The organism is Flavobacterium lotistagni, assembly GCF_011392125.1.
Classification (GTDB): Bacteria; Bacteroidota; Bacteroidia; order Flavobacteriales; family Flavobacteriaceae; genus Flavobacterium; species Flavobacterium lotistagni.
The window spans coordinates 42,081-56,960 of the sequence record NZ_JAAJBU010000007.1 but is presented as its reverse complement, the minus strand read 5'-3'; the positions used below and the strand labels follow the sequence as shown (position 1 = coordinate 56,960).

General features: G+C 42.0%; 11 protein-coding genes. 2 read left to right on the top strand and 9 right to left on the bottom strand.

All coding sequences use genetic code 11. From position 1 onward, the window contains the following. Positions 1 to 54 precede the first annotated feature (54 nt). The 7 genes from G4D82_RS09180 to G4D82_RS09150 all read right to left on the bottom strand — a co-directional run bounded on the left by G4D82_RS09180 (position 55) and on the right by G4D82_RS09150 (position 7,976). A complete protein-coding gene (locus G4D82_RS09180; protein ID WP_166336883.1) occupies positions 55 to 1,464 on the bottom strand; it encodes an MBL fold metallo-hydrolase in 1,410 nt (469 codons plus the stop codon). Between the two features lie 89 nt (positions 1,465 to 1,553). After that, positions 1,554 to 1,736 (bottom strand): hypothetical protein, encoded by a 183-nt coding sequence (locus tag G4D82_RS09175; RefSeq protein WP_166336881.1) that lies wholly within the window; start codon positions 1,734 to 1,736, stop codon positions 1,554 to 1,556. 82 nt (positions 1,737 to 1,818) lie between these two features. Further along, entirely contained in the window at positions 1,819 to 2,031 is a 213-nt protein-coding gene (locus tag G4D82_RS09170) for a YgaP family membrane protein (protein ID WP_166336879.1), read from the bottom strand. A 219-nt stretch (positions 2,032 to 2,250) separates the two neighbouring features. Beyond that, positions 2,251 to 3,666 (bottom strand): MBL fold metallo-hydrolase, encoded by a 1,416-nt coding sequence (locus G4D82_RS09165; RefSeq protein ID WP_166336877.1) that lies wholly within the window; start codon positions 3,664 to 3,666, stop codon positions 2,251 to 2,253. 77 nt (positions 3,667 to 3,743) lie between these two features. Next, positions 3,744 to 4,529, bottom strand: coding sequence for a sulfite exporter TauE/SafE family protein (locus G4D82_RS09160; protein ID WP_166336875.1), 786 nt, complete (start codon positions 4,527 to 4,529; stop codon positions 3,744 to 3,746). Between the two features lie 434 nt (positions 4,530 to 4,963). After that, positions 4,964 to 7,018, bottom strand: a complete 2,055-nt coding sequence (locus G4D82_RS09155; protein ID WP_166336873.1) for an LruC domain-containing protein — start codon at positions 7,016 to 7,018, stop codon at positions 4,964 to 4,966. Positions 7,019 to 7,535: 517 nt separating this feature from the next. After that, positions 7,536 to 7,976, bottom strand: a complete 441-nt coding sequence (locus tag G4D82_RS09150) for a KTSC domain-containing protein (RefSeq protein ID WP_166336871.1) — start codon at positions 7,974 to 7,976, stop codon at positions 7,536 to 7,538. A 165-nt stretch (positions 7,977 to 8,141) separates the two neighbouring features. Here G4D82_RS09150 and G4D82_RS09145 point away from each other — a divergent pair, with 165 nt between their 5' ends. Then, entirely contained in the window at positions 8,142 to 10,103 is a 1,962-nt protein-coding gene (locus G4D82_RS09145) for an endonuclease (RefSeq protein ID WP_166336869.1), read from the top strand. Positions 10,104 to 10,310: 207 nt separating this feature from the next. On the opposite strand, the gene mnmE is transcribed toward G4D82_RS09145, so the two are convergent. After that, complete coding sequence (mnmE, locus tag G4D82_RS09140; RefSeq protein WP_166336867.1) at positions 10,311 to 11,744, bottom strand: tRNA uridine-5-carboxymethylaminomethyl(34) synthesis GTPase MnmE; 1,434 nt, start codon at positions 11,742 to 11,744, stop codon at positions 10,311 to 10,313. Positions 11,745 to 12,358: 614 nt separating this feature from the next. Between mnmE and lpdA the strand changes: the two genes are divergently transcribed. After that, complete coding sequence (gene lpdA, locus G4D82_RS09135; RefSeq protein WP_166336865.1) at positions 12,359 to 13,762, top strand: dihydrolipoyl dehydrogenase; 1,404 nt, start codon at positions 12,359 to 12,361, stop codon at positions 13,760 to 13,762. Between the two features lie 96 nt (positions 13,763 to 13,858). Here lpdA and G4D82_RS09130 read toward each other — a convergent pair whose 3' ends face one another. After that, entirely contained in the window at positions 13,859 to 14,755 is an 897-nt protein-coding gene (locus G4D82_RS09130) for a DUF4349 domain-containing protein (RefSeq protein ID WP_166336863.1), read from the bottom strand. Positions 14,756 to 14,880: the final 125 nt, after the last annotated feature.

The window sequence follows — 14,880 nt, the reverse complement described above, 5'->3', positions numbered from 1 at the left end:
CAAAATTAAAGACCTGAACTATTTTCAAATCTTATTTTTTTCTTATAAATCCGGCTATTTCAGCGTTGAAGGACAAACAAAATGGGTCAGTTTTACATTGGTTTTTCGAATCCCACTAATGCCTTTCTCCACGTTAATCAAGTTGTGATAACCTCTAGCTTTTAAAATTGAAGCCATAATCACCGAACGATATCCTCCGGCGCAGTGCAGGTAGAAATCGTTTTTAGGCACCATTGAAAAATTAGCGTTCACCGAATCTAACGGAATATTAATAGCTTTCTCAATGTGTTCTGCTTCAAATTCACCCGGTTTTCGGGCATCGACTACAAGGCTATCGGCAGTCATTTCCTGAGCAAATTGTTCCGGTGAAATCGATACAATCGAATCCGTTGGATAACCGGCTGTTTTCCACGTGTCAATACCTCCTTGTAAATAACCCAAAACACGATCAAAACCTACGCGCGACAAACGGGTAATGGTTTCTTCTTCTTTGCCAGCGGGCGTCACCAATAGCAATTCTTGATTTACGTTACCCAACAAAGCTCCAACCCAAGGCGCAAAATTCCCTTGAATACCGATAAAAATCGAACCCGGAATATGACTTTTTACGAAATCATCTTCGTGGCGAACGTCGAGAATAACGGCTTCAGATTGGTTGGCAATTGCTTCAAATTGCTCTGGCGAGAAAGCCTTATTTGATTTTTCTAGAATATGGTCTAAGCTTTCATAACCTTGAATATTCAATAACACATTTTGTGGGAAATACGCCGGCGGAGCGCCCAAGCCATCAAGCAGTTCTTTGGTAAATTCTTCTTGGGTCATATCGGCGCGCAACGCATAATTGGTTTTTTTCTGGTTGCCGAGCGTGTCAGTGGTTTCTTTGCTCATGTTTTTTCCGCAAGCGCTTCCGGCTCCGTGGCTTGGGTAAACAATCAGCTCATCGGGCAAGGTCATGATTTTGTTGCGCAACGAATCGAATAAATAAGAAGCGAGTTTATCCTGAGTTAAATCGTCTACTAAGGCTTGTGCTAAATCGGGTCGTCCGACATCGCCTATAAACAAAGTATCTCCGGTGATAATGCCGTGCGGTTTTCCATTTTCGTCACTTAGCAAATAGCACGTACTTTCCAGCGTGTGCCCCGGCGTGTGGATGGCTTTGATGGTGTAATTCCCGACTTTGAATTCTTGGTTGTCTTCGGCAATGAGGGCATCAAATTCAGGTTTTGCCGTTGGGCCGTAAACGATTTTTCCTCCAGATTTTTTGGCCAAATCGAGATGACCCGATACAAAATCAGCATGGAAATGTGTCTCGAAAATATATTTGATTTTAGCCTGATCTTTCGCCGCTCGATCCAGATAAGGCTGCACTTCACGAAGTGGGTCAAAAATAGCTGCCTCGCCATTACTCTCTAGGTAATATGCCGCTTGGGCAATGCATCCGGTATAGATTTGTTCGATTTTCATCAATATAAAATTTAGCGTAAAATTTAGTAGGGGCAAGGTAAAAAAAAAGTGCCTGAAAACTCAAGCACTCTTTAAATTCGTTTGAAAACTTAGGCTTTTTTGTCTGCTTTTTTAGCACAACAACCGGCTTTTTTCTCTTTGCTGCACGATTGTTTTTCTTTCATCGAGCATTCTTTTTTTGCGGTTTCCTTTTCTTTTTGTTTTTCTTGAGCCGTTACGTTCAATGAAAGTAAGAAAGCCGCCAATGCCATTACAGAAACTAATTTTTTCATTTTGAGTTGTTTTTGATTAATTGCCTCCCAAAAGTAGCCATTATTTTCAAAGGCAAATTGTTTTTAACACGATTTTTGATTTTTAAATTTGGTCTTGATTTTCAGTAGTATTCATCCCAAAGGGGATATACAGCGGACAAAACCCAATTAGGCTCGTAATCACAAAGACAATCGCCAACAAAACCAAGATATCGCCCAGAAATCCGGAAATGGTTTTATTGATATACAACATTCCGATGACCAGCGCCACAACCATTCGCAGCATTTTGTCGGCTTTTCCCATGTTTTTTTTCATACGTTTTTAGTTTTTGGTTTACAGTTTTTTTAGTAGCTGTTTCCCGCTTTTCGCTATATCTTTTGCTTTTTAAAATGACCGTTGATAAATGCTCGCGTTTCAAAATAGGCTTCCTGTCACATACTGCCAAACGCAAAAGGATGCCGCTTCAATCGGGGCTAGGGTCGAGGATTCCGCATCAAATCTAGCTTCCACAAACCAGCTTTAGCCAACGGTTTTTTACAAAAGTGTGGTTGGGCAAACAAATGCTGTTTTTTCGAGTTCGGTTTTCTTGATTTCGTTGTAGCCGCCAATCACATCGGTAAAATTGTCCCAGCCGCGTTGTTTCAATATAGAACCAGCAATGATACTCCGGTAACCGCCCGCGCAATGCAGTACAAAAGGTTTGTCTTTCGGGAATTCTGCCAAACGGCTATTGATTTCGTTCATTGGAATATTCACTGCATCGAGCAAATGTTCTGATTCAAATTCTGATTTTTTGCGCACATCAATGACCGTAATTTTTTCTTGTGTCATGATTTTTTCGAGTGCTTCGGCAGTAATTCTGTTGATCTGATCAGTTTCGCGTCCGGTGCTTTTCCAAGCTTCAAAACCGCCTTTGAGATAACCAATCGTATGGTCATATCCCACGCGCGACAACCGAATCATGGCTTCTTCTTCTTTGCCGGGTTCGGTAACCAATAAAATTCGTTGCTCTATATCGTGAATCATTTCGCCCACCCACATCGCAAAATTGCCGTCCAGACCTATGTTAATGCTGTTCGGAATGAAACCTTGCGCAAAATCCGCTGCCGCTCGCGTGTCTAGAACCAAAACATCGGCTTCGTTGGCAATGCTTTCAAATTCAATAGGCGTGAGTGGTTGCCTGGCGCGAAGCATCACAGTGTCTAAACTTTCATAACCTTGAATATTCATCAACACATTTTTCGGAAAATAACCGGGCGGATTGGTGAGTCCGGTGAGCAAAGCTTTCACGAATTGGTCTTCACTCAAATCGAGGTTCAAGGCGTAATTGGTTTTCTTTTGATTGCCGAGCCAATCAGTGGTTTCCTTGCTCATCATTTTTCCGCAAGCACTTCCGGCTCCGTGGTTTGGATACACTATTAAATCATCAGGCAAAGGCATGATTTTATTTCGAAGCGAATGGTATAACAAACGGGCCAGTTTGTCTTGGGTTAAATCGGCAATGACGTGTTGTGCTAAATCGGGTCGGCCCACATCGCCAATAAATAAAGTGTCTCCGGTGATAATGCCGTGTGGTTTTGCAGTTTCGTCGCTCAGTAAATAGCAAGTACTTTCCATAGTGTGACCGGGCGTGTGCAGTGCTTTGATGGTATAATCGCCCACTTTGAATTCTTGTTGGTCTTCGGCAATCAAGGCGTCAAAATTAGGCTTGGCAGTTGGACCGTAGACTATCGTGGCACCTGTTTTTTTTGCCAAATCGAGATGGCCCGAAACAAAATCCGCGTGGAAATGCGTCTCAAAAACATATTTAATCTGTGCGCCATCACCAGTGGCCCTATCTATATAAGGTTGTACTTCGCGTAAAGGATCGAATATCGCTGCTTCGCCATTACTTTCAATATAATAAGCTGCGTGAGCAATGCATCCGGTATAAATTTGTTCCACTTTCATCTGAATGAATTTTGAGATTGATGTCACAAAACTATGTGGGCCAGATTTTTTAAACTATGACTTTTGTCACCTACGGATTATTTCAAGAAAATTTCTTTACCGATGATGTATATGCCCATCAACAATACGAACCAACCGAAAGCGGGTTTAAGTTTCGCGCCGTCTATTTTTTTGGAAAGCTGTGTGCCGATTAGCATACCAATAATGGCAATGGCAGTAATGGTAAGTAGTAGTGAGTAATCAATGGGAATTCCGCTGAGCAGATCGCCGCCAAAGCCAATCAGCGAATTGATGAAAATGATAAAAAGTGAAGTGCCTACAGCTTGTTTCATTGGTAAATTAGCAAAAAACAGTAAGGCAGGAATAATCAGAAAACCGCCGCCAGCACCCAGAAAACCGGTGATGAAACCGACCAAAAAACCAATCAAGGCCAGTTGCGGAAAATGCTCTGAAGCGGTTTTAACTTCAGTTGTTTTTCGAATCATCGATACTGAAGCGGCCATCATCAGCAACGCAAAAACAATCATGATCAAAAGGTTTTTCGTTACTGCAAAACCATTAATGTTGAATAATAAATCAGGAATTCTGGGCAACAGTATTTTCCTTACAATGAGTAAAGAAGCAATCGAAGGCAAAGCAAAATAAAACGCCGTCTTGATTTTCAGATTTCCCAAAACGTAATGGCGGTAAGCCCCAATCATCGCGGTAATGCCCACAATGAAAAGCGAATAACTTGTGGCATTTTCAGCATCTATAGCAAACAAATACACCAAAATCGGAACGGTCAGAATACTGCCGCCACCGCCAATCAAGCCCAATGTGATGCCGATAAGAACAGAAGCTAAATACCCTAGAATTTCCATGAAGTTGAATTGGAGCGTAAAGGTATTGGTTTTTTCGGAACAAACGGTTGTATGTTGTGGGTTTCGAATTCTGGAATTAACGGTGATAATGGCTGTAAGCTATATGCTATAAGCTGTAAGCGTGAATGGTGGAGTAATGGCTAGTAGAGTTGATGGTTGTTGGTTTTTGGTTTCGAATTCTGGAATTAACGGTGATAATGGCTATATGCTATAAGCTGTAAGCGTGAATGGTGGAGTAATGGCTAGTAGAGTTGATGGTTGTTGGTTTCGAATTCTGGAATTAACGGTGACAATGGCTTTAAGCTATATGTTGTCTCCGATGGCTTCGAGCAGTAAGTAAAAGGAGTGAAGTAATCAATTATATTTACTCTGAATCAGAGTTATTTAAAAATTAAATCCTAACAGGTTTTGAAGCCTATTAGGATTTAAATTTATTACTCAGTAGATAATTTGGTGTTATCTCGGTATCCGCTATTGTCCATATACCAATCTTTATAGACAGCTCCCCGACTTTCAGCCCATTGATTGAACTTAAAATAAGCTTTTGTAATATCTTGTCTTTCTAATGGATAAGCAAATTTTACCGGAATATGGATTGCCCAGGGTAAATTTTTATCAGACATATAATATTTTTGAATGCCCAAATTCGAGTTGTCGTCTCCAGTGCCAAATATACTTGTGTCAACTAAATCAGTTGGTGGGCTTCCTGCTAAATGTACTTCCTTTCCGCGATTACCACCTATCACAATAAATGGATTGTAAGGTGCAATTCCAAAATTGCTTGCCGACACTGGTGTTACAAACTCTATTTTCACGTTCATTGTTCTAGAATTGCCGTTCGAACCACTCAAACTAAGGATTCTATGAGGATCATCGAAAATAGGGACAACTGCCTTTGATTGATTCACTTCTGTTCCATTCGGATTTAAAGCAAACACGTTGTTGTTTAAATTCTGTCCGGTAACCGATTTTACATTACCTGAAGTGGTGTTGAATTGTAACGAAAATGCATTCTTCAAAGAAGCGGAACTGGCTCTAACGGTTAACGCTGCATTTACTTCTACTACTTTATTGTCTGCATTGGTTACTTGATTGAAATTATAATCAACTACCAAATCGTTGAAATCGTAATCAGCTTTGTAGGGCCATAAATCTTCATAAGCAACGGTTCCGACACTATTTTTAGACGGATAATAATTATTAAATGCTTTGGTAGGATCAGTAGGATACTCATCTAGCGAATCGCCTACACCATCGCCATCAACGTCGGTTGGAGTATCTATTGGTCTCAAGTTATCCGTTTTGACAGCAGTAAAAGGTGTAACAGTGGAATAAAAAATACCATCATTAAAATCTTCGTCAGAACCACTTTCACGGTTAATATCTTCAAAACCAATTAATAAAAGTTCACGTTGGGTGTCTTTTAAAACTACGTTGTGTTTTTTCTTATCGATATTAGTTTCAGGATTAAAACGTTTGTCTGAATAATATTTTCCGTTTCCTGAGCCAACTGAATTTGTAGTAGAATTAAAGCTGTTAGCAATAAAAAACCACGCTACTGAGGTGCCCGCCGGAAAAACTGTGGTGTACTGATTGGTCGCTGGATCTAAGTATAATAATTGCACCTTATTTCCTGAACTTAACGACCCGCCTGAGCCATTATAAGAAGCATTTGGAAAAATAATGGTGGGGTCCGTAATAGCACTCGGGCTTGCAGGAGGATTGCCATTTGGATGGGTATAGTAGCCAAGGGCATTTCTGTATCCGGCACCTTCGTGAACAAAAGTAACCCAAACTTCTGCATCTTCTATAAGTTCAATATTTCCTTCATCAGCAGCACTTAGATATTCCGGGTGAGAGTCCGGAAGCTTCACGAATTCAGGTAAAGAAGCATTTACATCTGCTAAAAATGCATCAGAAATTACGTCATTTGGACTAAACATATAACCTGGTTTTCCCTGACTATCCCATGAGCCAAGCACATAGTAACCGCTCTTTTGTATAGGATTAGGTAAACTGGCTGTTCTATTTAGTGGACCATTAGCCATATTATTTTTTTGAGAAAATGTTCCTCCAACAACCACATTCATTTCCTCGGAATCTATTTTTACCTGCTTTAACAAACGGAAACCAATATGATTCACTAAAATACTTAGGCTATCAACCGAAGTTCGAGGCGCAATCGAGCAGTCTATTCTCCCTGCATTTGAGCTAATTCCCGTGAATACCAGAAAATCACTGCTGTTTTCCTTAAGTAAACCTTCGGGCGTTAACGGGTTTTGGGAATAAATTTTCACCGGTACACCAGCCATAGGTTGGTTTTCTGAATTTAAGGTCGAAACTGAAACCTTGATTTCCCTAGTCGTTTTAAAATCGAAATTAACATAGTTTGAATCCCTGCTATTTTCTTCCTCGCTGGCACAAGAAAATAACAAAGTGCTGAAAATTGAAAATAAAATGAGACTAGTTTTGTTACTTATTCTTTTCATTGTTAAGAATTAATTGTTATCGTAATAAGGGGCGAAATTATTTTTTTAGCGTGATTGAAAATAAAGATTTAGATGAGTGTCCTATTACGGTCGACAGAATATAGCTTTTATACAGTCGAATGGTTTTTAGTAAATGATATTTCACTTGATGCAGCGTTTCCGTGCAATAATTTTGTTTGGATTTTTTAAACTTAAACTATAAAACCTAGTGTGGTTCAGCATACGTGCGTTCAAGATAATGCAAAGCTAAAGCAAGGACAATGTCATAACGAGATTTTCGATTGAAGACTAAAAATTCTCAATTTGACTTTTAACAGATCAAAAAATGAAAGTTGAAATAAAAAAATGTAAAATATAGTTTTGCCTGCCAGCTTGCAGCGAAGCGGTCTCGACTCTCAAAACGCAGCGGTCTACCCGAAGTGCATCTGAAAAGTCAACTTTCCGTAAACAATCTTGCAGCGAAGCGGTCTCGACTCTCAAAGCGCAGCGGTCTACACGAACCGACAACCGACAACGCTTACTCCTGATTACTCACTTTGCGATAAGGAAATTCATTAAAAATATGGCGTTTGGCAAATCGCCCGGGAGAATCGGCATTGACCATTTTAATGTAAGTGGCTTTGGGAACACTGATGTACTCGTAAACACTGCCGTTGGAAAAGGTAACTTTCAAGCGGATATTTTCATAAACATAATCTACGATTGTCGCATTGGCGGTGGTTTCGCGGTATTCAGGCAAACCTTGTGCGATGGTTTCGGCGTTGATACTCACCAAGAAATGATAAGCTTCGATGATGTCTTTGCTGTTTTCTTCGGCTTGTTTTAGCCCGGCTTCATCACCCTGAAATTTGTCGGGATGGCTTTCTTTCATGGCATTGCGGTAAATGGTTTTGAGTTCTTTTAAGGTTACCGTTTTCTCTACATTGAGCAGTTTTCTGTACTCGACAATTTTTTTCATAAGGTGCGCGGGTGCTTTTAAAATTTCGCGCAAAAGTACAGTTTTATGTTGTAGTTCGGTGTACTCCGTTTTCGAAATTAGGTTATTGCGGCAGACTTTAACGTAAGCCTGCTGCTTTAGCGTCAATTATTGCCTATATTTGCCCGGTTAATTCCATGTGAAATAATGAAAAAAATCTACTTCCTACTCCTATTTTTAACCAGCTTGCTCTCTAGAAGTCAAGTAGTTATTAATGAATTAGACACTGACACACCGGGTACTGATGCTGCAGAGTTTATTGAGCTTAAATCGGCGGCACCTAATTTTTCGCTCGATGGTTATGTGATTGTTTTTTTTAATGCCACTACTGCCGGAACAGGAAATGCCAGCTATTTGGCACTCGATCTCGATGGCTATTTAACGGATGTTAATGGGATTATTCATTTCGGAAATGCGCTGGTTTCGCCCACACCAGCTTCGATTATTTTAAACAATACCATTCAGAATGGCCCAGATGCTGTGGCTTTATATCAAGGTAATGCGACGGATTTTCCGACCAATACACCCGCGACCAATATTGGCTTAATTGATGCTTTGGCCTATTCGAACAATGCCACAGTTCAGCCTACTGCATTGATGGCGGTTTTCGGATTGTCAACATGTATTAATGAACAGGCCAATGGTGCAGCGGCATCAGAATCCATTCAAAGAAAAACCGATGGTACTTTCGAGCTCAAAGCACCTACGCCGGGCATGAACAATGATGGCTCAGGTGTAATTTTGACTTATCTGCAAATCGATGCGCACACTACGCAAATCAATGAAGGCGATGCGATTGATATTACTTTTACGCTGACTTCGCCAGCAACTACCAATTTGAACTTTACTTACAGTTTGAACAACGGCAGCTTTAATTCTAATGATTTTACCGGTTCGACTACTGTAAGCATTCCGTCTGGACAAACCATTGCGGTGCGAACGATTCAAACCCTAAACGATGGCAATATTGAAGGCGATGAGGAAATGAAAATTACCGCGAGTAATTTGCCTACTGGTTATAGCTTGCAAAACAACAATGTGATTGTTCGTGTGGTAGATATGAATTTCGTCACTTTACCTTTCGGAACGCCGGCCAACCCGACTTATGGTTTGGTATCTAGTACGGCACCGGCGGGCTATTATAGTTCGCTTGAAGGGCTATCGGGAGCTGCTTTAAAACAGGGCATTCAAGATATTATTGCCAATCCGTCGGCAGTACGCGCGCACAGTTATGGCGATGTGATCAATATCTTGAAAACGGCCGATCAGAATCCGGAAAACGGCAATCAGGTTTGGCTCATTTATACCGAACAACCGCGGTCAAAATTTGATTATCAAATCGGAAGCAGCATTGTAGGGAAATGGAATCGGGAACATATTTATTCACAATCGCGCGGAAACTATGGCGATTTGTATAACACCAATCCGGACGGAATCAATGTATGGGCAGCCAGTGGGCCGGATGATATTGGTGCCGGTTTGTCTGATGCCCACCATTTGCGGGCTGTGGATGGGCAAGAAAATTCTTCTCGTGGCAACCGCAATTACGGAGTAGATTACAACGGACCATCAAGCAATCCGACCAGTACTTGGAAAGGCGATGTAGCGCGGGCGTTATTCTACATGGCCATTCGCTATAACGGTTTGAATGTGGTGAATGGCAATCCGGTCGACGGCACTTTTGGACAAATTGGCGATTTGGCTACTTTGCTCACTTGGAATCATCAAGACCGCAGCGACGATTTTGAAATGAACCGCAACAACTATATTTACACTTGGCAGCAGAACCGCAACCCTTTCATAGATTATCCGTTATTGGCCGATTACATTTGGGGTCCGAATGCAGGACAACAGTGGTTTGCCGCTTTGGGCAACAATTCATTTACCGAAAATAAAATAACACTATACCCAAATCCAGCAAAAGATTATCTTTGGATTTCGGGTGTTGATATGGGCCAAGTCGAGATTTATTCTATTTCAGGCGCAAAATTGTATCATGCTGATTTCAACAGCGAAACTAAAATCCCGTTGCACTTGACTAGTGGTGTTTACATGATGAAAATCACTTCTGAAAAAACTACGGTAATCAAGAAATTGGTGATTCAATAACCGACAATGATATTTTAAAATGAAGCCTCTCAGCAATGGGAGGTTTTTTGTGTATTAGAAAAAAAAACTCTAAAAAAATTGAATTCAGAAAGCTACAGCTCAACTTTCCGAAAACTATCTAGCAGCGAAGCGGTCTTGGCTCTTAAAGCGAAGCGGTCTGCACAAAGTGCCTCTAAAAAAGTCAACTTTCCGTAAACGAACTGTCAACTATTTCCCGATACAAAAATTCGCAAAAATATTCCCCAAAAGCTCGTCATTAGTCACTTGACCGGTAATCAAACCAAACTGATACAACGCCTCACGAATGTCAATTGCCATCAAGTCTGACGACAAATTCGTTTGCAAACCATGCTTTACTTTCTGGATTTCCTCGAGCGCTTTGAGCAAAGAATCGTAATGCCGTGTATTGGTGACGATGGTTTCGTTGTTTCGGAGTGCGCCGGTATTTACCAATGAAAGCAGTTGGTTTTTGAGCGTGTCGATGCCGGTTTTGTTTTTGGCGGAAATCGGGATTAGTTGGTGGTTGTTGCTTGTTGGTTGATGGTTGTTAGGATTGAGTTGGGCAACGATATTCTCTAATTGTTCTGCAGCCAGCGCGTCGATTTTGTTCAATACGACAATCAATTGTTTCAGCGGAAACTGGTTTTTGATTTTCTCGATTTCGACTTTCAAACTGTCAACTGTCAACAGTGAGCTGTCAACTAATCTGGAACTGTCAACCAAAAACATAACGACTTGCGCTTGTTCCATTTTCTCGAAAGTACGTTGAATACCAATATTTTCCACGACGTCTTTCGTCTGGCGAATTCCGGCCGTATCGATGAATCTGAAACCAATGCCATCAATCACGAGTTCGTCTTCAATCGTGTCGCGCGTGGTTCCGGCGATTTCAGAAACGATGGCGCGTTCTTCATTCAAAAGCGCATTGAGCAAAGTTGATTTTCCTACGTTCGGTTCGCCGACGATGGCTGCGGGAATGCCGTTTTTGATTACATTTCCAACGGCGAAAGAATCAATCAATCTTTTCAAAACCAGTTCGATACGCTCAATCAATTCACGGAATTGAGAACGGTCGGCAAATTCTACATCTTCTTCGGCAAAATCGAGTTCAAGTTCGATTAGCGAGGCGAAATTGAGCAGTTCGGTACGCAGGTTCGCAATTTCGTTTGAGAAACCGCCGCGCATTTGCTGCATCGCAATCTGGTGCGAAGCCTCATTGTCAGACGAAATCAAATCGGCTACCGCTTCGGCTTGTGACAAATCTAGTTTCCCGTTCAGAAAAGCGCGTAAAGTAAATTCGCCAGCGTTGGCCATACGCGCACCTTTACGCAACAAAAGCTGGATAATCTGCTGTTGAATGTAAGTAGAACCGTGGCACGAAATCTCGACCGTGTTTTCGCCGGTATACGAATTCGGACCTTTAAAAACCGACACCAAAACTTCATCGAGCGTTTTCTCGCCGTCCACAATATGGCCCAAATGCAGTGTGTGCGATTTCTGTTTGAGCAAGTCTTTCCCACGCACCGATTTAAAAACCCCGGCCGCCAACGCAATCGCCTCACTGCCCGAAAGCCGGACAATGGCAATGGCACCGGCACCCGAAGGCGTCGCAAGGGCAACAATCGTATCTTGTGGAATCATGGTCTTGGTTTGAGCGGCAAAGATAGTGGTTTTTGATTGTTGGTTGGATTTGTCCCGTGGAATTAGCCGAAAGCTGTCAGCTATTAGCTTTTAGCTCATTTGTGGAATTGATGGCCAGCAAGTGCTTCAGTCTAAAAAAATGGTATTGAGAAACTACAGTTCAACTTTCCGTAAACTATATTGCAGCGCAGCGGTCTACACGAAGTGCCTCTAGAAAAGCCAACTTTCCGTAAACGAACTGTCAACTGTCAACTGTAAACTTTTCGGGAGCTGTTTCCCGCTATCCGTTGCAAGTCCTCACTGCGCTGCGGGCTTTTCACTGCTATCGGGGCTAGGGCAGTAGTGCTCGGTTTTCGTTTTTCTTCTGGTACAACGTTTTGATTCCGCGTGAGGGGTTGCAGCATTGTCTGAGCTCTTTTTGCGGCACTGTGATGTCTTGGGCAGCTTAACCTTCAACGCAAAAAAGCGAGTGCGGAAAACCCGACCCTTGTGGTCACGCCCAAAATTCCTTGAAGTCAAACCATCAACCAACAACCATCAACTAATTCCGCATACAACCTAGCATAAAAAGAACTAAATTTGCTGCACCAAAATCAAAAACAACAAAGCAAATTATGAGTTCATTCGACGTAGTCATTATAGGTTCAGGGCCGGGCGGATATGTATCAGCGATTCGTTGCGCGCAGTTGGGTTTTAAAACCGCTATTATTGAAAAATACAGCACTTTAGGGGGCACTTGCCTTAATGTGGGTTGCATTCCATCGAAAGCATTGCTAGCTTCTTCACACCATTACGAAGAGTTGCAGCATTTTGAAGAGCACGGAATCGAAGTTTCGGGAAAAGTGAAAGTCAACCTTGAAAAAATGATCGCGCGCAAACAAGCCGTAGTGGATCAAACTTCGGGCGGGGTGAAATTCCTGATGGACAAAAACAAAATTACCGTTTTCGAAGGTGTAGGTTCGTTCAAAGACGCCACGCATATCAACATTGCCAAAGCCGATGGCAAAACCGAAACCATTGAAGCCAAATACACGATTATCGCAACGGGTTCTAAACCGTCGAATTTGCCGTTTATCAAGTTAGACAAAGAAAGAACCATCACATCCACCGAAGCTTTGAAACTCAAAGAAGTGCCTAAACATTTAATCATCATCGGTGGCGGCGTGATCGGAATTGAGTTGGGCCAAGTCTACCTTCGTCTCGGCGCTGAGGTTTCCGTGGTTGAATTTATGGACCGAATCATTCCGGGCATGGACAGCTCGCTTTCGAAAGAACTTACTAAAGTCTTGAAAAAACAAGGTATGAAGTTCTACGTTTCGCACAAGGTACAAGCTGTGGAAAGAAAAGGAAAAGCCGTAACCGTAAAAGCCGAAACACCAAAAGGAGAAACCATTTCACTCGAAGGCGATTACGCTTTGGTAGCGGTGGGCCGTCGTCCATACACTGACGGTTTGAATGCCGATAAAGCAGGCGTGAAACTGACCGAAAGAGGCATGGTAGAGGTCAACGACCATTTACAAACCAATGTTCCGAATATCTACGCAATTGGCGATGTAGTTCGTGGCGCCATGTTAGCCCACAAAGCCGAGGAAGAAGGCACCATGGTAGCAGAAATTCTCGCCGGACAAAAACCGCATATTGATTACAATTTGATTCCTGGTGTAGTTTATACTTGGCCGGAAGTTGCAGCTGTTGGCCAAACCGAAGAGCAGTTGATAGCTGCCGGAGTAGCTTATAAATCTGGAAGTTTTCCTTTCAAAGCTTTAGGAAGAGCCAGAGCCAGCAGCGATACTGATGGTTTTGTGAAAATCCTAGCTGATGCCAAAACAGACGAAGTGTTGGGCGTTCACATGATTGGCGCGAGAACCGCAGATTTAATCGCTGAAGCTGTCACTGCTATGGAATATAAAGCATCTGCAGAAGATATTTCAAGAATGAGTCACGCGCACCCAACCTTTGCCGAAGCTGTGAAAGAAGCAGCCTTGGCGGCTACCGATAACCGGGCGTTGCATGTTTAAAATTTAGTTTTTGATAAATAAGGAAGCCGTTCGATTGAACGGCTTTTTTTAAACACAGATGGCACAGATTTTCACAGATTTCAAATATTGAATATTTTATTTTTTGTATTTCCTGATAGCAAGAAATAGAACAAGTACGATTAAAATCAAACTCCAGATTCTGACAAGGAAAACGAATACACTTTCGAGCACATACCAGCCGGATTTTAGCGCGTCTACTAGTTGTATTCCGAGTTGCGGCTGGTAATCGCTTGCGTCTTTTTCACGCGCTACGACTTCTTGTTTGATGGTTTCTTTTTGGTAAAGATGCAACGTAATCGTGCTAAAATTGACTTGGTCCTGTAGCGCCAAATTTTCGATTTTCTTTTCGTCTTGGGCTGTTCCTGTTTGGTTTACGGCATTTTCTGCCTCGGTGATTTGGTTGAGTTTTTGGCCTTTGGTATCGATGGCTTTTTCGAGGCGTTTTTGGTGTTGGTTGCTTCGGCGCGATGCCATTTCGTTGGCTAAAAGTTGCAGGGCTACATCATCGGCTTTAAGGTGGCGGCTGTCTAGGAAGGTGATTTCTTTCGCGATCGATTTCAGGACGAAATCAAATTGCCGGTTCGGAACTCTTAAGACAATATTGTTTTCAACCGTGTATTTGGTGGTTTCCAAAGTGCTGTCTTGACTGATTTTAGTCGAGAATTGTTGGTTGATGGTGCTTTCCAATTCAGAATCCTGAACAAAGCCACCGGCAATTCGAACAGTTTCTTCTATAGCATCGGTGGATTGCGACACGTTTTTGGTTTTGAATTTCAGCTCTGCGGTGCGGATGAATTTCCGTTCAGGCATTTGAATAGCGTTGGCATTGGGCGATGCAGTACTGTCGGCAGAAATGCCCATTTTTTCATTAGAAATAGCAGCTTCTTCAGCGGCGGCTTCTCTTTGTTTACAGGCTACAGCCAGAATTAAAAGTCCGGCTACAATCAAACTAATGCGGGGTTTGGTCTTCATAAAATTGCTTATTTAAGGTGATTAATAAATTACTGTGCTTAGATTCTTGGGGCTTGTCTGGCAAAGAGTTCTAGTAATTTTTTAATCGATAAGCGTCAATTTTATGTGGAAGTTTTCCGCTCGCA

Coding starts and splice junctions, on each gene's coding strand:
- G4D82_RS09180 (WP_166336883.1), bottom strand. CDS start 1,464: ATGAAAATCGAACAAATCTATACCGGATGCATTGCCCAAGCGGCATAT.
- G4D82_RS09175 (WP_166336881.1), bottom strand. CDS start 1,736: ATGAAAAAATTAGTTTCTGTAATGGCATTGGCGGCTTTCTTACTTTCA.
- G4D82_RS09170 (WP_166336879.1), bottom strand. CDS start 2,031: ATGAAAAAAAACATGGGAAAAGCCGACAAAATGCTGCGAATGGTTGTG.
- G4D82_RS09165 (WP_166336877.1), bottom strand. CDS start 3,666: ATGAAAGTGGAACAAATTTATACCGGATGCATTGCTCACGCAGCTTAT.
- G4D82_RS09160 (WP_166336875.1), bottom strand. CDS start 4,529: ATGGAAATTCTAGGGTATTTAGCTTCTGTTCTTATCGGCATCACATTG.
- G4D82_RS09155 (WP_166336873.1), bottom strand. CDS start 7,018: ATGAAAAGAATAAGTAACAAAACTAGTCTCATTTTATTTTCAATTTTC.
- G4D82_RS09150 (WP_166336871.1), bottom strand. CDS start 7,976: ATGAAAAAAATTGTCGAGTACAGAAAACTGCTCAATGTAGAGAAAACG.
- G4D82_RS09145 (WP_166336869.1), top strand. CDS start 8,142: ATGAAAAAAATCTACTTCCTACTCCTATTTTTAACCAGCTTGCTCTCT.
- mnmE (WP_166336867.1), bottom strand. CDS start 11,744: ATGATTCCACAAGATACGATTGTTGCCCTTGCGACGCCTTCGGGTGCC.
- lpdA (WP_166336865.1), top strand. CDS start 12,359: ATGAGTTCATTCGACGTAGTCATTATAGGTTCAGGGCCGGGCGGATAT.
- G4D82_RS09130 (WP_166336863.1), bottom strand. CDS start 14,755: ATGAAGACCAAACCCCGCATTAGTTTGATTGTAGCCGGACTTTTAATT.